The organism is Nitratireductor rhodophyticola, from assembly GCF_019891355.1.
GTDB lineage: Bacteria > Pseudomonadota > Alphaproteobacteria > Rhizobiales > Rhizobiaceae > Nitratireductor > Nitratireductor rhodophyticola.
In genome coordinates this window covers 157,976-179,303 of record NZ_JAHSSF010000006.1, presented here as the reverse complement: position 1 = coordinate 179,303, position 21,328 = coordinate 157,976, and the positions used below count along the sequence as shown (strand labels likewise).

The window sequence follows — 21,328 nt, the reverse complement described above, 5'->3', positions numbered from 1 at the left end:
TTGTTTCGATGCGACAAAAGGACATGCAGAAGTGTCGATGTACGACGCATTCATGGTCGCTGAGGGTAGCCCGTTCGACCCGCTAGGCGCCTTTTGATCGGCGAGGGCGACGATCCCAACCATATGAGGGAGCCTCAGCGTCGATCAGGCCATGCATTGGCGGATGAGTCTGAACTTGTGCTATTTTGGAGCGATCGACATCACGGGTCGGGGAAATGAGGGGTTTGGGAGCTGGTGTATAGAATGATATCCGGCAGGATTGGCTGATTGCGATGCAGATCGATCCAATTGATATCGTCAAGATCTGCAAAGAATGCGGTCTTCGCTTGACAGGCCAGCGGCGCGTGATCGTCGAGGTTCTTCAGCAAGCGATGGACCATCCCGACGCTTTGGAACTTCATCGGCGTGCGACGAAAGTCGATCCACGGATAGCGCTTTCAACGATATACCGAACACTCAGCCTTCTCGAGGAGAAAGGAATCCTTGAGAGGCACATTTTCGGCAGTGGGCCTGCTCGCTTCGAGCGCGCCGACGCTGAACACCATGACCATTTCATCGATGTCGAGTCAGGCCGGGTGGTCGAGTTTCGTTCTGATCAGATTGAGCAGCTTCAGCAACAAATTGCGCAGGAGCACGGTTTTGAGATCATCAGCCACAGGCTGGAAATCTATGTAAAACCGGCGAAAGCGCGAAAGCGGAAACCTGAAGAGGCGCCGCGAGGTCGCGACCGGAGCAAATAAGCGTTCGACACTCTCGCAATCTTCAGTATTGGTTGGGCTACGCAAAGGCCCCTCTACAAGCAGGTTTCAGTGTTCGGGGCGAAGCTACGACTACTGAACTGTCTGGGGATGTCATCGACTGGCCGGACACGGAATATTTTACATGGGAGCATTTCTAGATGACAAGCAAGCTTCGTCTGGACATTCCGGTCCTGCTCCCTGAGATCGACGACGTTGCAGATGCTTGCGTCAAGCGTCTGACTGATGACCTTGAGGTTCGAACGGGTGTCGAGAGAGTCCACATTGTGGCAGGTGCAGGCGCGGAGCCTGCGAAACTATGCCTCCATTACGACCCGGAGATCCTGCCGCTGGCCCGGATCCGCGAGATCGCTCGGACGGCCGGAGCGCAGATTTCAGCTCGCTTCGGGCATCTGACCTGGAATGTCTCCGGGATCGGTCACGAACGTCGGGCCCGCACCGTCGCTGCAAAGCTGCGGTCTTTAGACGGAATACTCGAAGCCGAGGCGAGTGCTGCCGGCCTTGTGCATATCGAATTCGATCGCAGCACGATCTCTGAAGACAGTATCGCGTCTTCGATGCGCGACTTGGGCGTCAAGCGGGTGGGCGACGCCTCGCCGGCGTTGGCGGGAAAACAGGATGCGCATGCCGGCCATGATCATGGGCCTGGGGAGCGACACTCCGAAGGTGATGGCCACGATCATTCGCACGGTGAATTCCTCGGGCCCAACACGGAACTGATCTTTGCGCTCACATGCGGTGCGCTGTTGGGGATCGGTTACGCGATCGAGAAGTTGGTGTCAGGCGCGCCAGGGTGGCTCCCCACCGCCTGCTACATCGCGGCCTACTTCTTCGGCGGCTTCTTCACCTTGCGCGAGGCTATCGACAATCTCCGCCTCAAGCGATTTGAGATCGACACGTTGATGCTGGTCGCGGCTGCTGGCGCGGCAGCGCTCGGCGCGTTCGCAGAAGGCGCTCTGCTGCTTTTCCTGTTCAGCCTGGGCCATGCGCTTGAACACTACGCCATGGGCCGCGCCAAGCGTGCCATCGAGGCTCTGGCGGAGCTTGCTCCATCGGTCGCGACCGTCAGGCGCGAGGGCGAGACGGCAGAAATTCCGGTTGAGGAGCTCGTGGTCGGCGACATCGTCGTTGTTCGCCCGAATGAGCGTCTTCCCGCCGACGGCTTCCTTAGCAAGGGTACGACCAGCGTCAATCAGGCGCCAGTGACAGGGGAGAGTATCCCGGTCGACAAGCGTCCGGTTGCCGATGTCGCAGCGGCTCGTGCGCGGCCTGATTCCGTTGACGGCGCTTCGCGGGTCTTTGCCGGCACGATCAATGGTGCGGGTGCGATCGAGATCGAGGTGACGCGAAGATCTACCGAAAGTGCGCTTGCCAAGGTCGTCAAGATGGTGAGCGAAGCAGAAGCGCAGAAGTCGCCGACGCAGCGTTTCACCGAGAAGTTCGAGCGAATCTTCGTGCCAGCGGTCCTGGTGCTCGCGATCCTGATGCTGTTCGGTTGGGTCGTCATAGACGAGCCGTTCCGCGACAGCTTCTATCGGGCGATGGCCGTGCTGGTGGCTGCCAGCCCTTGCGCGCTCGCGATCGCGACGCCAAGCGCCGTCCTGTCGGGTGTCGCTCGTGCGGCACGCGGGGGTGTCTTGGTCAAGGGTGGCGGACCGCTCGAGAACCTTGGCTCGCTGACGGCGATTGCCTTCGACAAGACCGGGACGTTGACGGAGGGCAGGCCCCGCATCACCGATATCGTCGCCGCCGACGGCATCACCGAGCAGGAACTGCTGGAGGTGGCTATCGCCGTGGAGAGCCTGAGCGACCATCCGCTGGCGGAGGCGATCGTGCGCGACGGCAGGGAAAAGTTGAGCGGAAAGGTTGCCGCCGCCGCGTCCGATCTCAAAAGCCTCACCGGCAAGGGCGTGACGGCGACTGTCGATGGTCAGACAGTCTGGATCGGCAAGGCCGAGATGTTCGGAAGCGAGGGTGTTCCGGCTCTGAGCCGGGCGATGATGGAAGCCGTGACGCGGCTGCGCGACGGCGGCCGCACCACGATGGTCGTCCGCCGCGGCGATCGTGATCTTGGTGTGATCGGATTGATGGACACGCCGCGCGGCGCCGCACGCGATGCCCTAGCTAAGCTGCACGAGATCGGCGTCACGCGCATGATCATGATCTCGGGGGACAATCAGAAGGTCGCCGACGCAATCGCGAAAGACGTCGGACTCGACGAGGCTTGGGGCGATCTGATGCCCGAGGACAAGGTGGAGGCAATCAAGAAACTGCGGTCCAAAGGCAAGGTCGCCATGGTCGGCGACGGCGTCAACGACGCACCGGCGATGGCGAGCGCCACGGTCGGCATCGCAATGGGCGCGGCTGGCTCCGATGTGGCGCTGGAGACGGCCGATGTGGCGCTGATGGTTGATGATCTGTCGCACCTGCCCTTCGCGGTCGGGCTCAGCCGCCAGACCCGCTCGATCATCCTCCAGAACGTCGTCGTCAGCCTCGGCATCGTCGCCGTGCTCGTACCAGCGACGATTTTCGGATTGAGCATTGGCGCGGCGGTTGCGGTGCACGAAGGCTCAACCCTTCTCGTGGTCTTCAACGCCTTGCGACTGCTCGCTTATCGTGATCCCTATCGAGCGGCGGCTTAGACCCCGAAGACACGGCGCACCTCTTACGACGGCCGGTAAGCCGGTAGTCAGTGCGGGTTGGAACCCTCGCGGATGCCGCCGGAACACGCGGAAGAAGGCGTATGACAGGGAGGGTTTGGGGTAGCCTGGCGTTTCGGCTTGCCATTCTCATGATCGTCACTGCCGATCTGCTATCCGGGTGGATCGTACTGAGAGAGGGTCCGGAAAGGCCAAGTTTGGTCTCATCGCCCCAGCAGGTAACGAAGGAAGAGGCCAGGGGGATATGCGTGCCATCTCGGCGAATACAACAATCCAAACTTTCTGAGGGGAAGCTATTGACCCTATAGGAACTGCAGGTCCCAGATTGGACGTCATCGCCATTCAGGAGTCGTCGATGACAGCATCAAGAATTATCGAGTTCAAGATTGGAGGCATGGATTGTTCCAATTGCGTCGGCACTATCGAGAGGGCGGTGCGGAGATTGCCGGGCATCGAGGCTGTAAAGGTTTCGCTGGTTGACAGCAGCGCACTTGTGAAACTCGACACCAGAAAAGTGTCCCAGAACGCGATTTACGAGGCAGTCAAAGATGTAGGCTACCACGTGCAGCGATAAGCAATTCAATCCCCGGTTCGGCCGCATAAGCACAACTGCCCGCGAAAGCCGCCCGCCTAGGGCGATCAGTAGCTGCTGTGCATCGAAAGTGTCGAGATCCTGCCTGATGCGAAAGGCCACCCCTCGCCATCCATCTGAAAGGAGATCGCGGTAGGCGGATAATCTTGGGGAGGGGTCTTGAACCTCACCCAACTAGAGGCGCTACCGGTTCCCACGAAGCTTGCGACATCAAGATTCTTCAGTTGGAACATCCTTGGTGAGACGAGCGGCTTGGCCGATGGGGCGCAGGAGCGTCGGGATGATTGTTGAACTTGGGCATTTTGCGCTCGTGCTGGCCTTCTCCCTGGCGGTCGTACAGTTCGCGGTGCCGCTTGCTGGAACACAGTTTGGCGATCCAAGGCTGACAGCCGTCGCGGATCCGACCGCGATGATGTGCTTTCTGTTCACGATGCTGTCATTTGTCGCACTGACGCTTGCCTACGTTCAGTCTGATTTCTCGGTGGCAAATGTTTGGGAGAATTCGCACTCAGCAAAACCAATGCTCTTCAAGGTCACCGGCGTATGGGGAAACCATGAAGGATCGATGCTCCTGTGGGTGCTGATCCTTACATTCTTCGGGGCTTTGGTGGCTTGGTTTAGCGGCAATTTGCCGGCGACGCTCCGGTCGAATGTTCTTTCGGTGCAAGGATTGGTGGCGGCAGCGTTCCTCCTCTTCATCCTGATGACCTCGAACCCGTTTATCCGGATGAATCCCGCTCCCATGGAGGGGCGGGATCTCAACCCGATACTTCAGGATGTCGGCCTCGCGATACACCCCCCACTACTCTATTTGGGCTATGTCGGCTTCTCAGTCTGCTTCAGTTTCGCAGTTGCCGCTCTCATCGAGGGAAAGATCGATGCTGCCTGGGCGCGCTGGGTGCGGCCATGGACGCTCACAGCATGGATCTTCCTTACCGGCGGCATCTCGATGGGCTCTTACTGGGCGTACTACGAACTTGGTTGGGGAGGTTGGTGGTTCTGGGACCCCGTCGAGAACGCGTCCTTTCTGCCGTGGTTGGCGGGCACGGCCTTGCTTCATTCCGCGATTGTGATGGAGAAGCGTTCGGCGCTGAAAATCTGGACGCTTCTACTCTCGATCCTGACCTTCTCGCTTTCGCTGCTCGGCACCTTTCTGGTCCGATCCGGTGTGCTGACGTCGGTTCACGCTTTCGCGAGCGATCCCGCACGCGGGGTCTTCATCATGATGATCCTCATACTGTTCATTGGCGGTGCACTCATGCTGTTCGCGGTGCGCGCGCCTGGATTGACGCCAGGCGGGCTGTTTCATCCGATTTCGCGCGAGGGGGCGCTGGTCTTCAACAACCTGTTTCTGACAACAGCAGCCGCAACGGTACTGATCGGCACGCTCTATCCGCTGGTGATCGAGGTGGTGACAGGCGACAAGATTTCTGTTGGTGCCCCCTTCTTCAACCTAACCTTTGTCCCTCTCGTGGTCCCGCTGCTGCTCGTGGTTCCGTTTGGGCCTCTGCTCGCGTGGAAGCGCGGCGACCTCTATGCCGTCTCCCACCGTTTGTTCGTGGCCTTGGGAGGAGCTTTGTTGGCAGCGCTCGTGGGCTTTTTCGTCATTGACGGCGCCAGTGCGTTGGCGACCTTTGGCGCCGGTCTCGCGCTCTGGTTGATGTTCGGGGCCCTCACCGACATTGCTTTGAAATCTGGCGTAGGGACGCTAGCTCCGCCTGTCGTCTGGAGCCGCTTCAAAGGCCTTCCGCGTTCGGTTTACGGAACGGCCCTGGCACACTTCGGATTGGGCGTTACGGTGATGGGCATCGTCGCCGTCACATCGCTGGAAATCGAACGGATTGTCGTCATGCGCCCCGGCGAAACATTGCCAATCGCGGACTATACTCTCAGCTACAAGGGCATTGCGCCTTATCAGGGACCGAACTTCTCCGAAGAGCGCGGTCAATTCACATATGTCGACAAGGCTGGTAGTGTCCTCGGTGAAATCATGTCGTCCAAGAGGCTCTACACCGCGCGCCAAATGCCGACCACGGAGGCCGGAATTGCGACGCGGGGTTTCAGCCAACTCTACGTCTCGATTGGCGATACCACGCCCGACGGCGGCCTCGTGGTGCGCGTGTGGTGGAAGCCGCTGATTTTGCTTATCTGGCTTGGCGGCGCGGTGATGATGCTGGGCGGGACCATATCGCTATTTGATCGCAGGCTCCGCGTCGGTGCGCCGGCCGCGCGCAGGTTAAAAGGTGAGACTAGGGCAGAATTGGGGGCTCTAGGACAACACTCTGGAAGCCATCGGAATGCAACCAACTGAACGTATCGTCGCTCAGATCGGAATCGAGCCGCCCCTGGTGATTGGACGCCGATCGACATCTATCGATCGGCGCGAAGTCTCGGCTCGATGGCTATGTGGTACAGTCCTCACCGGTATTACCTCCAGCTTGTTGATGGGAACGGCTTTATTCACTGCTCTCGAAAGTCGCGAACAAGTGGTGAGGACACCGGAACTTCTCGACTCGGAACGAGCTGGAATGAAATTCGATGGTCCGGCCCTCAAAAAGACAAACCGATTGATGCCGACACGCGCCCTGACGAACTTGTCGGAGGGGCGACGTATCGACGTGTCCACCATGACAAAATCTGGGGATGTGGATGTGGTCGCGATGAGGCCATTCGTGCAGATGAAAATGTCCCTGGTCACCGGCCACGCCGCCGGTAGCACGTACCCTCCTTTTGATCCATTGACTATATTCACCGAAGAAGACCCGGTGCAGGATACTTCCTTCGATAGCGCTATTTATGGTACGAATGTCGATGGCGTCGTCCGACTGCGAACGGTAGATTTTCCCCTCGAAGCAGCTGATTTTGAAGCGACAAGCGCCCTTTCCTCCGAAGAAGTGGAAATCGTGGTGCGTGAGCTTTCCGAATTCGTCACTATTGGCAATGTGGAAGTCGCGTCGCTCTCGTATGTCAATCCCAATCGCTTTGGCGCGGGCGGACCCACCGCAAGTTTGGATGCCAGTGCCAATGTCCGGATTGTCCAACAGAACGTCTCTATTGCCAGACGCAATATCGAAGATACTCGATACGCGGAGTATACAGAAGATGTTCTTACGGTTCGTTCAGAGCGCGAAATAGCCAAAACATTTGAAGAAGGAGGTTATGTTGGAGCGAGCTCGGACGGCATAGTCGAAGCACTTGTCGCAACGCTCGGCACCGAGACTTTGCAACCAGGCGATATAGTAAGACTGGGTATCGACAGACGGGGGCTGGCTCGCCATGTTGTTCGTGCCAGCATTTATAGAGCACGCGCGCATGTGGCAACGATAGCACTGAATGACAAGCTGAAATACGTCCAGGGCGATGAGCCCGAGCCCATATCCGCCGTGTCGGAGGCAATTCAAAGCCGCAGCAGGCATCTGGCAAAGGCGCCAGTCGACGCACCAACCATATATGACGGCATCTACCGCGCCAGCCTCTCCCACGGATTGACGGAGCCGATGACGCGCCAGCTTGTACGGTTGCTTTCCACCAATGTCGATTTGCAAGCTCCCATCGGTCCAGAAGACCAGATTGAGATGTTCTATTCCCAGCCTGACGAGAACAACAGGGCTACAAGCAACTCTCGGCTCCTCTACGTCGAAGCCAGGATAGACGGCGCCACCCGCCGCTTTTATCGATTCCAGTTGACCGATGATACCGTTGACTATTTTGATGAAGGAGGGCGCACTACCCGGAGTTTCCTGCTGAGGAATCCTATTCCCACTGGCCGGTTCACGTCCGGCTTCGGCAATCGACGCCATCCTATACTGGGATACGTGCGTCCACACACAGGAGTCGACTGGGCTGCACCGAGAGGCACACCAATCATCGCACCAGGAGACGGAACCGTCGATCGTGCTGGATGGAATGGTGGTTACGGGCGCCAAACAGCGATCCGCTACGGCGATGGGTACCTGACCACTTTCAATCACCAAAGCAAAATTGCGGACGGTGTGATTCCGGGCGCACGTGTTCGCCAAGGCCAGATCATCGGATACGTAGGGTCGACCGGCCAATCAACCGGCAATCACCTTCACTATGAACTGCTCATAAACGGAAAGAAAGTTGATCCGATGCGCGTCCGACTTCCATCGCGGCAAGGGCTGTCCGGTGCTGCATTGACCGCATTCCTAGCCGAGAAAAAGCGAATCGATAACCTGCTCGAAGACGATAGATGGTTCACCGCCAGCACGACGATCCACGACAAAAACATCTAGGGCCTCTTAAGCAAGCTTCTGAATTGCCTTGAATCTCGTCGGTCCGCCAATCCTGATGGGAAAAAAGACCCAAGACCATTGTTGTAATTTCAACCCGACTGGACGCGACATCCCAACCTATAGCAAAGATGAGGCATGACCGCTGTCGCGCCGCGCGAGGTTAGCCTAGGAACTCAAACCCGAGGGCGAAGTATGCGGACCACGACCCCGTCACGCATAGCGGCATGGACGATCGCTGCGCCAATATGAAGAGCGAGCATCGCAAGGATTAGATTCGAACCGAAGACGTGAAACGGCGCGATGGAGAAGGTGACATAGCTTGCAATGAAGCCGATCGCTGCCTGTCCCAGAAGCACGGCGTAGAAGCCGAGGTGAAGAAGCTGGGCCGCCGCTGATTCGAGGCTCTCTCGCTTCAGAACCGGCACGATCCCATGGGAGCGCCAGCGCAGGAACAGCCGCAGCACCATGAGCCCCCCGATCGCCATTCCGGACCAGTTGTGCACGGAGTGAAGCAGCAGGTCGGTCGGGTTCGGCTGAAGCCCTGCATGCACGGCGTCGTGCGTCCGCCCGATGCTGCCGCCCGTCTGGTACTGGACGAGCACGAGGGTCGCGACGAGCCAGTGCAGTGCGATCTGAATGAGCGAGTAGCCAGCTTTCATGGTCAGGTTCTCGCGAAAAGGCGTTGAAATCGAATGAACGGAAAGCCCGATTGCACCTAGTCGGCACCGGGTTCCGGCCGAGACGCGATCAATCGCGCGGTTGCAAGTCTCAGGCGGGGCGCGAGAGCGCCCCGCCCCGTATTTCAGGCCGAGACCGCGAACTCGGTCATCATGCCGGTCTCCAGATGCGGCATGTGATGGCAGTGCAGCATCCAGCGCGCCGCCTCGCCGGCGTCGAGCGCGATCGTTACCATCGCCATTGGCGGCACATAGATCGTGTCGCGCCGCGCGCCGGAAATGCGCTTTGCGTTCACGCCGACGACCTGGAACGTGTGGCCGTGCAGGTGCATGGGGTGGCCCATCATCGACATGTTGTGGAGCATGATCTCGACGCGTTCGCCCGAACGCGCGGTGACGGGTTTATGCTCGCCCCAGACCCTGCCGTCGATGGTCCAGCGATAGGGCTGCATCGTGCCGCCCAGCGTCACCATGGAACTGCGCTGTGCCTCGTGTTCCGGCAGCGGCGCAAGCGCGACGAGGCGCTTTTCCTGCGACAGGTCGGTGTCGAAGGCGGGCGCCTCTTCATCGGCCAACAGGGACAGCCGGGGCACAGCCGCCCCCGACGCGGCAAGAATGAGGCCGGTCCTCTCCCGCGCGCCTTCGCGCAGCGCAAGGATCGGCCAGGCGTCCGCGCCGTCGAGGTCCAGCTCCAGATCGAGCCTCTGCGCCATGGCGACGCCGAACCGCGAACCGGTGAGAGGCTGGATAGCCTGGCCGTCAACCGCGACCAGCCGCGCCTCGACCCGCCCGGTGTCGATCCAGAACACCGTGGCCGCGGACGCGTTCACGACGCGCAGCCGCACGCGGCCATTGCGCTCCACGCGGATCACGTCGGGATCGGAAAGCGTGCGGTCATTGGCCAGATAGGCGTCCCAGTCATAGTCGTTCAGGTCCATCGCCATACCGGCCATACCGGCCATGCCGTTCATGGCCATTCCGTTGCCGCCTTGCATCCCCTGCATCATGTCATGATTCATGCCGCCGCCGCGGCTGTCGTTACCGCTGGCAGCGCCCTGCATGGCGCCGTGTTTCATGCCGGCCTGGCCGGAAGACGAATGACCCCGGGTGATTTCTTCCATCACCTCGGCGGGTGACTTGAAGGCGAAATCGTGCAGGAACATCACCACGTCCTGCCGGTCGGCGCTTGCATCCTCCTTGCTGCGCACGATGAGCGGCGCAGCCAGAAGGCGCATTTCGTGCAAGGGAATGTGCGCGTGCATCCAGTAGGTGCCGGGAATGGTCGCGAAGTCGTAGCCTCGGGTCTCGCCGGGCGCGATTCTGGGCATCGGCATATCCGGAACGCCGTCCTGTTCGTTGGGCGGGATCTGCCCGTGCCAGTGGATCAGCGTCGCCTCGGGCAGGTCGTTGGTGAGGTCGACGCGAAAGCGCTGGCCGGGGTCGAGCACGAGGCCCTGTCCCGATGGCCCCTCAAGGCCCCATACGGTCGCGGCGCGTCCGTTGATATCGAGCACCCGCGAACTGGCTCGCAGGCCGATGGCCGGGGTTTGGGCGAAGCCCTGTCGGGCGAAAGGCGTTACCGCAAGTGCAGCGGCGCTCGCGGCGAGAAAGCCGCGTCTGGACATCAAAGTCATGATCGTCTCCAAGGGAACCGTCCGGTTCCTTGTCTCTGAATTGAAGGTTTGTCCGTCCGGGAATGCCCGGATCGGTGAAAGTTTCAGAGGAGACGCGGCTTGGGAGGTCGTTCGGCCAGAACCGGCTCAATGCCCTGCAACAGGTAAAGGACCTGCGGGTCCGGAACCGAGCGGGTCATGCGATGCGTGTCGCCCTCGCCGGAAATGCCGGCAAAGACCTGCAATCCGGCGCAGATCCACGCGCAGGAAGCCGCATCGCGGGAGCAATCCGTTTGTTCGGTGCAACCATGAGCATCCGCCATGGTATCCGTTTGACTCGCCATGCTCATCATATCGGCTGCCGGCATGGTGGCCATCGAGGCCGGATAGACGCGCGCCAGCGCCGGGGCGATCCCGATCATCAGGACGGTAATGAGCACGACTATCACACGCATGATTCATAGGAATTTCCGCCATCGGACCGCAATGTCCATGCGACATGATCTCCGGTTCCGCAACATCGGCCCCTGAAGCCGGCAATGGCTGCCTTTACTGGCCGAGGCGCGCATCAATCCGTTCCATCTGCTCAATTTCCTCGCGTTGCGCCTTGGTGATCTCACCGCAGAGCGCGACCAGATCGGCGTCGCGCAGATCAGCTTCCCGGCACATCAGGATGGCGCCGGAATGATGCGGAATCATCGAGGCGATGAACTGGCGGTCGTCGATCAGCGCCTGGGCGCGGGTGGCGCCGAAGGATGCTATAGTCAGCGCCAGGAACGCGACGTGGAGGGCGATGTTAAGCCGCTTGCGGGGGAACATGCTCGGCATGGTCGCCAGCATGACGATGCCCATCGGCGCCCACATGGTGATGGCCATGTAGAGCATGTTGATGTTGTTGCGGAAATCCCGCAATCCGTCGATCATCGTGAACATGACGAAATACATGACGATCAGGCCGAGCGCCATGTTGATCCAGAACATCAGATAGGGACGACCGCCGGAGCCGTGATCCAGCTGACCGGGATGAGAGGACTGCGCCATATCGGTACTCCTTTTTAGTGGCCGATTTAGTGGCCGAGGCCGGCCGGCTTGAGCAGCATCCAGAAGGCCATGGCGACCATCATCAGGTTTTCCGTCAGCGACACGAAGCCCAGCGGCACGTTGCTGTCGCCGCCGACGCAGGCGCATTTCAGATCGCGCTTGTCGATGTAAACCGCCTTGAAAACCGAGACCGCACCGATTGTGCCAATGAAGAGGGCGACGGGTATGGACAGCCACATCAGCGCACCGCCGATCATGAGGATGCCGGCCAGCGCCTCGGCGAACGGGTAGATATAGGAATATCGCACCCAGCGCTGCGCCAGCAGGTCGTAATTGAGAAACATGGTGGAGAAACTCTCCACGTCCTTGAGCTTCTGAAGCGCAAGGAGACACATGGCGAAGGCGATGAACCACTCTGCCCCCTCGACGGTGATCAGGCTGCCGAATGCCGCCCAGCTCGCGGCGAGCGCCATGAGCGCCGCCATCGAGAACAATGCGGCCACGGGCGTATAGGTCGTTGCGTCCTTGTCCTTCACCTCCTTGCCGAAGAAGGCGAGAAGATCGTCATAGCCGCCGATCCGTCGCCCCTCGATGAAAGTCTGCGGCGTCGTTTCGACGCCGTGCTTTGCCTCGAAGGCGTCGATCTCGGCGCGCGAACTCAGTTCGTGATCCTCGACCTCGTAGCCCTCGCGCCTGAGAAGATCGAGCGATTTCAGACCCCATGGACAGGTGTGCTCCGCCGTCACCATTCGGTGGAGTTCGGCGTGTTTTCCAGATGCCATTCTCCGCTCCTTCGATATGCGGCGCCTTTTGCCCTGACGCGCTCTTGCGTAGATGCAATCCTCCCACCACGGATAAACCGCAAAGCCGGCCTGGGAGTTCCATTGGCGATCAGTCCCGGCGGGCTGATGGCAACCTCCCCTGCCATACAAGGGCAGAGGCGGGAGCAGCACCTTGTTGCTGAGGTGACTGGGTTGGGCGCGTGCTTTACCGTAGCAGATCGTCTGACGATGATCTGGCGTCCCTCAAGGCGAACCGAGCATCCCGGTCGGTCTGCAATCCGGCCACACCGGCGTCATCGCAGGCTATGCGGTCGAGGGTCATATTCCTGCCGGGGACGTGCTGCGCTTGATCGCCGAACGCCCTTTGGCGGCGGGAATCGCCGTGCAGGGTGCTCGGTTCGCCGGCATGGAGATCGGCCGGCGGCGCAATGCGTACGTCGTGACCTTGTTCGGCCCAGCCGGTCGCTCGGCCTTCGCCCACTACTAGATCAGGATGAAGGCGATGGGAGGGGTCCCGAACGGTCCATCTCACGATGGCCTTCCACAACTCATGCGGCAGGATCCAGTGCAGGCGCGTGGACAGGACGGTTGCGCTTGAAACGATACAGATCCCTGTCGGTCCTCACGAGCATATCCTTGAACGACATTCCCGGCCGACAGCGCTGCTGGCTGATGGTCATCGATAACGCATAGTCGCCAAGTCCGCTCCGTTTACGGAATTCCTGCATCGTTTCTTCGTTGACACGCCGGCGCAGCATGTCGAAATTCTTGCCGTCGATACGTGCGACGAACGCGCAGAACTCGTCACCGCCAATGCGGGCGATCAGTGCGTCCTCCCCGAGGACGCGCATCAAGGCAGCGGATGCCGCAAGCACGGCCTCGTCTCCCACGCTGTGGCCGTATCGATCATTGATCTGCTTCAGATAGTCGATATCGGCAAGGATGAAGGTGCCTCCCACGCCGATCGACTGCGCAAGCTTGAACTGCTCGATAAAGCTGCGCCGGTTGAGCAGGCCCGTCAGCGGATCCGTCATGGCGCGCCGGCTCAGTTCCGCGTTCTTCTGAAGCATTTCCCGATAGGAGCGATCCAGCTGCTCGAAGCGGGTGAAGATCAGGAGGCTGATCGGAATTCCGACAGCAAACGGCAGAACCAGCCTTACCGCGATGGTGATCGCGTCGGCTTCAGCACCGACGAGCCAACGGGCTCCTGTCGAAATCGATGTCGTCAGGCAGGCCGCAACCAGTGTTGTAATCGCTGTTCTTCGAACCACATAGCTCGAGGGATACCTCAACGCGCGTCTCTCACATCTCGATTGTTCCTGTTTCGCAGGCAGGTATCAATTGGATGGTGCCGATCCAGTTAAGGCGATCGGTAAAATGTCTGCCACGTCGTACTGAAGAAGTGACGCTCAGGGCGTGAACTACAGCTGCACCATGCCGCAAAACGTAGCACCAGGCCCCGCTTCTGCTTCATTCCCCGATCGCGATCGAAAGCGTCAACGACGAGCGTCTGTCGCAAAGGAAAGCCCGGCGCCACGCTCGTACCAGCCCCTGGAGCGGTTGACGATCCAGACGACGGACAGCATGACCGGCACCTCGATCAGCACGCCGACCACGGTGACGAGCGCCGCGCCGGACTGGAAGCCGAACAGGCTGATGGCGGCGGCGACGGCGAGCTCGAAGAAGTTGGACGCGCCGATCAGCGCCGAGGGACCGGCGACGCAATGCTGCTCGCCGACCAGCCGGTTGAGCAGATAGGCCAGGCCGGAATTGAAATAGACCTGGATCAGGATCGGCACGGCCAGCAGGCCGATGATCGCGGGCTGGGCGATGATCTGCTCGCCCTGGAAGCCGAACAGCAAGACCAGCGTCGCCAGCAGCGCGACGAGCGAAACCGGACCGAGCTTTGCCAGAAGCCCGTCGAGCGCGGCCTGCCCGCCGGTGGCCAGCAGGCGGCGGCGCATGACCTGCGCGGCGATGACGGGAATGACGATATAGAGAATGACCGAGAGGACCAGCGTGCCCCAGGGCACGGTGATGGCCGACAGGCCCAGCAGCAGGCCGACGATGGGCGCGAAGGCGACGACCATGATGGCGTCGTTGAGCGCGACCTGGCTCAGGGTGAAATGCGGTTCGCCCCTGGTGAGGTTGGACCAGACGAAGACCATGGCGGTGCAGGGCGCGGCGGCGAGGATGATGAGGCCGGCGATATAGCTGTCGATCTGGCCGGGCGGCAGATAGGGGCGGAACAGCCAGCTGACGAACAGCCAGCCGAGCAGCGCCATGGAAAAGGGCTTGATGGCCCAGTTGATGAACAGCGTCACGCCGATGCCGCGCCAGTAGCGGCCGACCGCGCCAAGTGCTGCGAAGTCGATCTTGAGTAGCATGGGGATGACCATGAGCCAGATCAGCACCGCCATCGGCAGGTTGACGCTGGCGATCTCGGCTCCGCCGATCGCCTGGAAGACACCCGGCAGAAGATGGCCGAGGGCGATGCCCACGACGATGCACAGCGCGACCCACAGGGTCAGGTAACGTTCGAATGTCGACATGATGTTCCCTTAAGCCGTCGCGACGCGGCGGCCATGCTCATCGATAAGCCGTTCGCCATCTTCCTTGACGAATTCTCCCTGTTGCGGCGGCAGCAGGTCGAGCACGGCCTCGGACGGCCGGCACAGCTTTACGCCCCTGGGGCTGACGACGATGGGCCGGTTGATGAGGATGGGATGCGCCATCATGGCGTCGAGCAGTTGCTCGTCGCTCAGCGCAGGGTCGCCAAGGCCGAGGTCGGCATAGGGCGTACCCTTCACGCGCAACAGGGCGCGCACCGGGATGCCCATGCGCGCAATGAGCTGGGTCAGCAGCGCCCGGGACGGTGGCGTCTTGAGATATTCGACCACATGCGGCTCGACGCCCGCATTGCGGATCATCGCCAGCGTGTTGCGCGAGGTGCCGCAAGCGGGATTGTGATAGATGATGACGTCCATGGCCCGCCTCACGCCGCGCTGTTTCGGGAAGAGGACGCGCCCTCGGACTGGCCGATCTCGGTCAGCCTCACGCGCAGCGACGCCCTGTCGAGGCTGGCGACCGGCAGGGACGTGAAGGCCGAGATGCGGTTCTTCATGTAGCGGAAGGCGGCGACGAAAGCGGCTTCCTTCGCCGGTTGTGTTGCAACGTTTTGAATACCGTTTTTGTGGCAAGGAGAGCTTCTGATCTTTCGGAGGATTGAATGTTCAAGGGCCGCCAGTTTGACCAGTCAGTCATCCTGCTTTGCGTGCGCTGGTACCTGGCCTACAGTCTGAGCCTGCGGGACCTGGAAGAAATGATGGCCGAGCGAGGCATTGCCGTTGACCACACGACCATTCACCGCTGGACCGTCCGCTACGCACCGCTATTGCTGGAGCGTTTCAACCGACGGAAGCGGAACGTGACCGGCAGATGGCATATCGACGAGACTTACATCAAGGTCCGCGGCCAGTGGATGTACCTATACCGCGCCATCGACAGTGTCGGCGACACGGTCGAATTCTGGTTCAGCGAGCAGCGTGACCTGCCGTCGGCCAAACGGTTCTTCACAAAGGCGCTGAATCGGCATGGCCGGCCAGGCTGCGTCGTTATTGATGGTAGCCAGACCAACCACGAGGCTATCGTTTCCTGTGACACCACAAATCGCTTGCAGGATCGTTCTCGGCGCCGGCTGAAGCCGATCGAAATCCGCAAGAGTAAGTATCTGAATAATCGGATTGAACAGGATCATCGGCGCATCAAGCGCCGCGTCCGGCCAATGCTTGGCTTCAAATCACAGGCATCAGCCGCGATCATCCTGTCCGGCATCGAGATGGTTCACATGATGCGCAAGCGACAGGCGAGATACGCCTTCAATCCGAATCCGTCCCTAGCCGAACAGTTCGCAATTCTTGCCGCATAATTGGCCTCGGACCGGCCCCCTTTGCGCTTCAAATCAGCCGTTGCAACAAAACCGCCCCCTTTGCGCTTCAAATCAGCCGTTGCAACAAAACCGCCGAACCGTCTCCCGGCTGACGACCACGCCACGCTCAGCAAGCAGATCCTCGACATCGGCCGTGCGGAGTGCAAACCGATGGTAAGCCCAGACGGCGTAGGAGATGATCTCGCGAGGAAAACGAAAGCCCTTCAGGCGCGGCATTGTTGGTGGAGTTCTCATAATGATCGCCTATCCTCACGCAAAGCCGTAATCAACTTGGCAATCCCCGCCCATGTCGTCCTCGGCGGCGAGAGTTTCGTGGCGTTGGCGGAAGGCCTGCAGAACGCGCTGTGGCTGCTTGGTGGTGCTCCCCATGAACATCGCAGCGACAGCCTGTCGGCCGCGTTCCGCAATCTCGACAAGGAGGCGCGCGAGGATCTGACACACATCGGCACCTGATCGAGCCGCCGCAGGGCCCGGTGCGTCCATGCTCAGGTTTATGTGACATCGCCCCCGTAGGATTTACAATGAGTTGGGACTACAGCTCAGGAACAGGCACCCCAAGCGACGGGTGAAGGTCAAGCTCAGGGAGGATCGCCAAGAGGCCATCGGACCGAACGATGTGTGGGCCATGGATTTTGTCCATGACCAGCTCGCGACCGGCAAGAAGCTTCGTGTCCTGACCATTGTCGACACTCATTCCCGCTATTGCCCAGCGGTCGATCCGCGCTTCTCCTATCGCGGCGAGGATGTCGTCCAGACGCTCGAGCGGACATCGCCATCAAGAGTTCTGCAGGATCAATCGGGAGAAAGGTCCAACGTCTCGCCTCGCTTTAGGATCTCGTAGATCACCCCTTCAAGGATCGGCAGGGCCTGCCGATCCTTGCTAAGGAGAAGCGTGGCGAGTGCGCTATGCGAGGACATGGCCCGGACCACTGCCGCCTGCACCGCGCCAGGCAGGTTCCCCTTCATCGCTTGATCCTTACTGTTCTTGTCGATCTGGGCCATCACAACCGGGTTCTGGCGGGTAATCGCGGCGACCTGGTTCACGAAAGCGACCTGGTCCTCGAGCGGGCTAGCCTCTCCGAAGAGGCTGTTCAGGCGCTCGATCAGCTCCTGCATGTAGACCGGGAGCGCTCCAGGCCGCCTACCGCCGCCACCGCCCTTCACCGGGTCGAGGGTCGGCGGCTCCTCATCCTCCCCGTCCTTAGGCTCCTCTCGCTCCAAGATGTCATAGCCAGTCAGCGCGATCCCGTGCAGGTCGATCTCGGAAGCGGGCACCCCGTCCAAACGGTTCGCGAGCAGCTTGGAGAAAGCGGCGAAGACCTCAAGGTCTGGGTCACCGAGATCGATCAGCTGAGCGACATAGGCGTAAAGGCGGCCGAACCGGGACAGGCCTGCCTTGAAATCCGTCAGCGACACGATCGCTGTCTCGAACTGTTCGCGCTCGTGATCGGCGCGCTTCATCCCGTCCTCGTTCCCGACCGCTTTCGCCTTCTGCCAGGCGTTCTCGGCCTCTGTGGCCCGGTTTCGAAGCTCCGTGAGCCGATGGTTATAGGCGTCGGTCGGTTCCTGCGTCGCGGCGTACATCGCCTTGTGCGCTGCCTCGTCATCCGTGCCGCTGGCGGCGGCGGTCGCTGTCCGAAACCGGGCCTTCTGGAAGTCGAGGACGTGTGTCTCGTCATAGACCCCCTGATCGTCGAGGAACTCCTTCAGGTCATAGATGACGTTGAGGTCCTGCACCTCCTCGATCTTGGCGCCCCGGTCATACTGGGCGAAAGCGGCCCGAACCACTTCCGGGTCGTTGATGAAGTCGATGATGAAGGTCTGGTCCTTCCCGGGAAAGGTCCGGTTCAGACGAGAGAAGGTCTGGACGATCTCGACCGCGTTCGCAATCTTCTTGTCTACATACATCGCGACTAGCTTCGGCTGGTCGAATCCGGTCTGGAACTTGTTCGCCACCAGCATGATCCGGTATTCCGGCCGGTCGAAGACGTGGCGCAGGTCCTTGCCGCCCGCGTCAGGGTTCATGTTCGCCTCGGTGAACTCCGCATCCTCCTCAACGACGAACGCATCCCCCTGCAACAGGTCGTCATTCGGGTGCATGACCTCTCGCCCGGTCAGTTTGCCCGAAAAGGCGACGAGGGTCCGGATGTTCCCGTATTCCGGGTTCGCCGCAATGAAGGCGTCGAACGCCCGCTTGTACCGGACTGCAGAGGCCCGGGAGCTGGTGACCACCATGGCCTTCGCTTTCCCGTCCAGCAGGTGGGCCACGTTCTTTGAAAAGTGCTCGATGATGAACCGAACCTTCTGTGTGACGTTCGTCGGATGCAGCGTCATCCACTTCGCCAAGGCCCGCTTTGCTGCCTTCCCGTCGACCCGCTTCTCCTCGACGATCTCCTGCCCGAGGTTGAAGGCCGTCTTGTAGGGGACGTAGCCGCGAAGCACGTCGAGGATGAACCCTTCCTCGATCGCCTGGCGCATCTCGTATTTGTGGAACGAGGCCGGGAGGTTGTCGTCCGCCGCGGGCCTCGTCGGGTCCGTCGGCCGTCCGAACAGCATCATGGTCGAATGTTTCGGGGTCGCCGTGAAGGCGAAATGGGACACGTTCGCCGGCCGTTTCCGAGACCGCTGGACCTCCAGAAGGATGTCCTCGACCGTCATCTCCGACATATCCTGCTTGGCTGACAGGGCCAGCGTTGCCTGCAGTTTCGAGGCCGTGTTTCCGGTCTGGGAATTGTGCGCCTCGTCGATGATCACCGCGAAGTTCCGGTCCCGGAGAGACTTTTCGGTCAGGATCGCCTCCATCGCGAAGGGAAAGGTCTGGATGGTCACCACGATGATCGGGGTGCCCTTCAGCATCGCCTTGCTCAGCTGTTCGCTCTTCGACTTCGACGAGGTCTCCCGGTCGATCGCCGCGATCAGCCCCTTCTGGTGGTCGATCTGCTGGACCGCGTCCTGCAGCTGCCCGTCCAGCACGTTCCGGTCCGTCACGATGATCACCGTGTCGAAGATCGGCGTCCCGTCGTCCCGGCGCAGCTTCACCAGGTCATGCGCCGTCCAGGCGATGGTGGAGGTCTTTCCGGACCCGGCGCTGTGCTCGCACAGGTAGGGGTGCCCCGGGCCCTTCGCCTTCGCGTCGCCGATCATCTTGTTGACCGCGTCGAACTGGTGGAACCGGGGGAAGATCAGGGTCTCCTTGACCGACCAGTTCCCCTTCAAGTCCACCACGTTCTTCTTCTCGACATAGACAAAGCTATGGAAGATCCGCAGGAACGCGTCGGGCTGACAGATCTCCTCCCAGAAATAGGCGACCGGGTATTCCCCGTCGGCCCGGGCCGGGTTTCCGGCGCGGCCGTTGTCGCCCTTGTTGAAGGGCAGGAAGAAGGTGTCGTCGCCCGCGAGCTTCGTGGTCATCCAGATCTCGCTGTCGGACATTGCGAAATGGACGACCGCGCCGCGATGCTGCGTCAGAAGCGGGTGCTTGCGTTTTGTGACCGGGTCGACCGGGAGCCGGTCCTTGCGGTACTGCGCCTTCGCGTGTTCGACCGACTGGGTGAAGTCCGTCTTCAGCTCGACTGTGGCCAGCGGCAGACCGTTCAGGAGCAGGACGAGGTCTATGGCGAGCTCGCGGCCCGCGTGATATTTCAGCTGCGGCACGACCCGTAGCCGGTTCGACCCATAGCGGTGCAGGACGGCATCGTTCCTCTGGTCCTCCGGGGCCGCTTCAGACAGGTCCAGATGCCCCGCGCCCGCGATCGAGAAGCCTCGGCGCAGCGTCTGGACCATCCCTTGCTTTTCCAGGGCCGTCTCCAGCCGGTCCATGATTACCTGCAGGGTCTTGTCACCGTTCATGGCCTGGATCCGGTCCCATTTCTGGGGCTGGGTGGCGCGCAGCCACTGTTCGAGATCCTCTGGATAAATGGCGCGGTCCGCGTCATAGGCGTCGGTCGTGCCGACCAGCCAGCCTGCGGCTGCGAGCTTCTGGACAATGTAGGACTCGAGGTGCTTCTCGTGATGCAGGTCGCTCATTCCGTCACCTCCGTACCGCCGGCCTGCGCCTGCTGCCACTCGTGATAATTCAGCTTCGATCCCCGGACCTTCCACTCCAGCCGCCCGTTGCTGTTCCGGTCCAGCACCACCGCTGCGGCGGCCGAGGGGCTGCTGAACGGCCAGGGTTTTGCGAAGCGCATCCGGTCCTTCGCGTGCGGCACCAAGGCGCCCTCGGCGATCATCTTGTCCTTCAACCCGCCATAGCTCTGCTGGACATACCCGGTCCCGATCAGGGCCTCGGACCCTTCCAGCACCACGAACTCACCGTCCTCTTCGACGGCGGTCGCCTGGACGCCGCTCTTGTGGCGGATTTCGAAATGGACCTCTTCGGCGGTCCTATCATCAGCCGGTTTCGCGACCTGCGTCACGGCGCGCGGCTGAGGTTTCAGCATGTCGAGCCCAATCACTGGCAGGATGATCCGAAGGTTCGCGAGAAATTGCTCCATGTTCGCGACATCCGCTTCGGGCAGGCGGCGGCGGTCGGTGTCGGGTTGGGTCCCGTTGTCCAGCGTCACCCGGCCTGCCTGCGTGGTAACACGGATAAGCCGGGCCTCGAGGTATTCGGCGTGCCCCTTCGACAGGTCGTCGTCGCTGGTGGTGACGGTGATCGCGGTTTCCCAGAAATCGCGCTTCTTCGCGCTCTGTTCGATCCGTTCCGCTACGGAGTTCCCCGACCCGATATAGACTCGGGTTACGCCGGGCTTGTCGGGGTCCGGGCCGGACAGGATGTAAACCCCGGTCCGGTCCACCTCGGACCGGGCTGTCAGATCGCCGAAAGCTGAGGCGCCGCTGACAAACAAGAGACCCGTCCAGCCGTGGATCGTCGCCTTGCGCAAGCCCGTGGGTTTCCCGTCGACCAGGAAAAGCTGGATAGTCCGGCCAAAGGTTTCGCCGGTGGTCATGCGGGCACCTCTTTCACAAGTCTTGCCAGCTTCATTTGGGCAGAAACCGGC

18 protein-coding genes and 4 pseudogenes are annotated in these 21,328 nt (G+C 60.9%); 10 read left to right on the top strand and 12 right to left on the bottom strand.

Annotated features, from left to right (window positions below; translation table 11 throughout):
• Positions 1-272: 272 nt before the first annotated feature.
• From KUG85_RS20705 to KUG85_RS20685, 5 genes are all read left to right on the top strand, one after another.
• On the top strand, positions 273-740 hold the full coding sequence (locus KUG85_RS20705) for a Fur family transcriptional regulator (RefSeq protein WP_223006727.1): 468 nt from the start codon (positions 273-275) through the stop codon (positions 738-740).
• A gap of 158 nt (positions 741-898) precedes the next feature.
• Positions 899-3,400 (top strand): heavy metal translocating P-type ATPase, encoded by a 2,502-nt coding sequence (locus KUG85_RS20700; RefSeq protein WP_223006726.1) that lies wholly within the window; start codon positions 899-901, stop codon positions 3,398-3,400.
• Positions 3,401-3,773: 373 nt separating this feature from the next.
• Complete coding sequence (locus KUG85_RS20695; RefSeq protein ID WP_223006725.1) at positions 3,774-3,992, top strand: heavy-metal-associated domain-containing protein; 219 nt, start codon at positions 3,774-3,776, stop codon at positions 3,990-3,992.
• Positions 3,993-4,293: 301 nt separating this feature from the next.
• Positions 4,294-6,321 carry a heme lyase CcmF/NrfE family subunit gene (locus tag KUG85_RS20690; RefSeq protein ID WP_223006750.1) on the top strand — a complete coding sequence of 676 codons (2,028 nt, stop codon included), beginning with the start codon at positions 4,294-4,296 and terminating at the stop codon, positions 6,319-6,321.
• Positions 6,308-8,266, top strand: a complete 1,959-nt coding sequence (locus tag KUG85_RS20685; protein ID WP_223006724.1) for a M23 family metallopeptidase — start codon at positions 6,308-6,310, stop codon at positions 8,264-8,266. Before KUG85_RS20690 ends, KUG85_RS20685 begins: the two co-directional genes overlap by 14 nt.
• Positions 8,267-8,439: 173 nt before the next feature.
• Here the strand turns inward: KUG85_RS20685 and KUG85_RS20680 are convergent, their stop codons facing one another.
• The 5 genes from KUG85_RS20680 to KUG85_RS20660 form a co-directional block, all read right to left on the bottom strand.
• Entirely contained in the window at positions 8,440-8,925 is a 486-nt protein-coding gene (locus KUG85_RS20680; RefSeq protein ID WP_223006723.1) for a cytochrome b, read from the bottom strand.
• 143 nt (positions 8,926-9,068) lie between these two features.
• Entirely contained in the window at positions 9,069-10,577 is a 1,509-nt protein-coding gene (locus KUG85_RS20675) for a multicopper oxidase family protein (RefSeq protein ID WP_223006722.1), read from the bottom strand.
• Positions 10,578-10,660: 83 nt separating this feature from the next.
• Positions 10,661-11,011: a hypothetical protein gene (locus KUG85_RS20670; RefSeq protein WP_223006721.1), complete on the bottom strand. Its 351-nt coding sequence runs from the start codon at positions 11,009-11,011 to the stop codon at positions 10,661-10,663.
• Positions 11,012-11,105: 94 nt separating this feature from the next.
• Positions 11,106-11,597, bottom strand: a complete 492-nt coding sequence (locus tag KUG85_RS20665; RefSeq protein WP_223006720.1) for a DUF305 domain-containing protein — start codon at positions 11,595-11,597, stop codon at positions 11,106-11,108.
• Between the two features lie 26 nt (positions 11,598-11,623).
• A complete protein-coding gene (locus KUG85_RS20660; protein ID WP_223006719.1) occupies positions 11,624-12,379 on the bottom strand; it encodes a MauE/DoxX family redox-associated membrane protein in 756 nt (251 codons plus the stop codon).
• A gap of 259 nt (positions 12,380-12,638) precedes the next feature.
• Between KUG85_RS20660 and KUG85_RS21230 the strand changes: the two are divergent.
• Together KUG85_RS21230 and KUG85_RS20655 are read left to right on the top strand one after the other, a co-directional pair.
• Positions 12,639-12,713, top strand: a pseudogene (locus KUG85_RS21230) (DUF411 domain-containing protein); the annotation flags it as partial.
• A 3-nt stretch (positions 12,714-12,716) separates the two neighbouring features.
• Positions 12,717-12,866: a hypothetical protein gene (locus tag KUG85_RS20655; RefSeq protein WP_407673721.1), complete on the top strand. Its 150-nt coding sequence runs from the start codon at positions 12,717-12,719 to the stop codon at positions 12,864-12,866.
• 61 nt (positions 12,867-12,927) lie between these two features.
• Here the strand turns inward: KUG85_RS20655 and KUG85_RS20650 are convergent, their stop codons facing one another.
• The 4 genes from KUG85_RS20650 to KUG85_RS20635 form a co-directional block, all read right to left on the bottom strand.
• On the bottom strand, positions 12,928-13,671 hold the full coding sequence (locus KUG85_RS20650; protein ID WP_223006718.1) for a GGDEF domain-containing protein: 744 nt from the start codon (positions 13,669-13,671) through the stop codon (positions 12,928-12,930).
• Positions 13,672-13,875: 204 nt separating this feature from the next.
• The gene (gene arsB / locus KUG85_RS20645; RefSeq protein ID WP_223006717.1) at positions 13,876-14,931 is read right to left on the bottom strand and encodes an ACR3 family arsenite efflux transporter; all 1,056 of its coding nucleotides are present in this window, start codon (positions 14,929-14,931) and stop codon (positions 13,876-13,878) included.
• A gap of 9 nt (positions 14,932-14,940) precedes the next feature.
• Positions 14,941-15,366 carry an arsenate reductase (glutaredoxin) gene (gene arsC / locus KUG85_RS20640; protein WP_223006716.1) on the bottom strand — a complete coding sequence of 142 codons (426 nt, stop codon included), beginning with the start codon at positions 15,364-15,366 and terminating at the stop codon, positions 14,941-14,943.
• Positions 15,367-15,374: 8 nt separating this feature from the next.
• On the bottom strand, positions 15,375-15,503 hold the full coding sequence (locus tag KUG85_RS20635; RefSeq protein WP_456094049.1) for a hypothetical protein: 129 nt from the start codon (positions 15,501-15,503) through the stop codon (positions 15,375-15,377).
• A 105-nt stretch (positions 15,504-15,608) separates the two neighbouring features.
• Here KUG85_RS20635 and KUG85_RS20630 point away from each other — a divergent pair, with 105 nt between their 5' ends.
• A complete protein-coding gene (locus tag KUG85_RS20630) occupies positions 15,609-16,307 on the top strand; it encodes an IS6 family transposase (RefSeq protein WP_009453084.1) in 699 nt (232 codons plus the stop codon).
• Positions 16,308-16,400: 93 nt separating this feature from the next.
• On the opposite strand, the pseudogene KUG85_RS20625 reads toward KUG85_RS20630, so the two are convergent.
• Positions 16,401-16,562 (bottom strand): annotated as a pseudogene (locus KUG85_RS20625) (IS6 family transposase); the annotation flags it as partial.
• Between the two features lie 48 nt (positions 16,563-16,610).
• Here KUG85_RS20625 and KUG85_RS20620 point away from each other — a divergent pair.
• Both KUG85_RS20620 and KUG85_RS20615 read left to right on the top strand, forming a co-directional pair.
• Positions 16,611-16,766, top strand: a pseudogene (locus KUG85_RS20620) (IS21 family transposase); the annotation flags it as partial.
• A gap of 64 nt (positions 16,767-16,830) precedes the next feature.
• Positions 16,831-17,133 (top strand): annotated as a pseudogene (locus KUG85_RS20615) (DDE-type integrase/transposase/recombinase); the annotation flags it as partial.
• On the opposite strand, the gene KUG85_RS20610 reads toward KUG85_RS20615, so the two are convergent.
• Positions 17,121-20,354 carry a type I restriction endonuclease subunit R gene (locus tag KUG85_RS20610; protein ID WP_223006715.1) on the bottom strand — a complete coding sequence of 1,078 codons (3,234 nt, stop codon included), beginning with the start codon at positions 20,352-20,354 and terminating at the stop codon, positions 17,121-17,123. The pseudogene KUG85_RS20615 and the gene KUG85_RS20610 overlap by 13 nt on opposite strands.
• The gene (locus tag KUG85_RS20605; protein WP_223006714.1) at positions 20,351-21,277 is read right to left on the bottom strand and encodes a GIY-YIG nuclease family protein; all 927 of its coding nucleotides are present in this window, start codon (positions 21,275-21,277) and stop codon (positions 20,351-20,353) included. The genes KUG85_RS20610 and KUG85_RS20605 overlap by 4 nt, the downstream gene beginning before the upstream one ends.
• Positions 21,278-21,328: the final 51 nt, after the last annotated feature.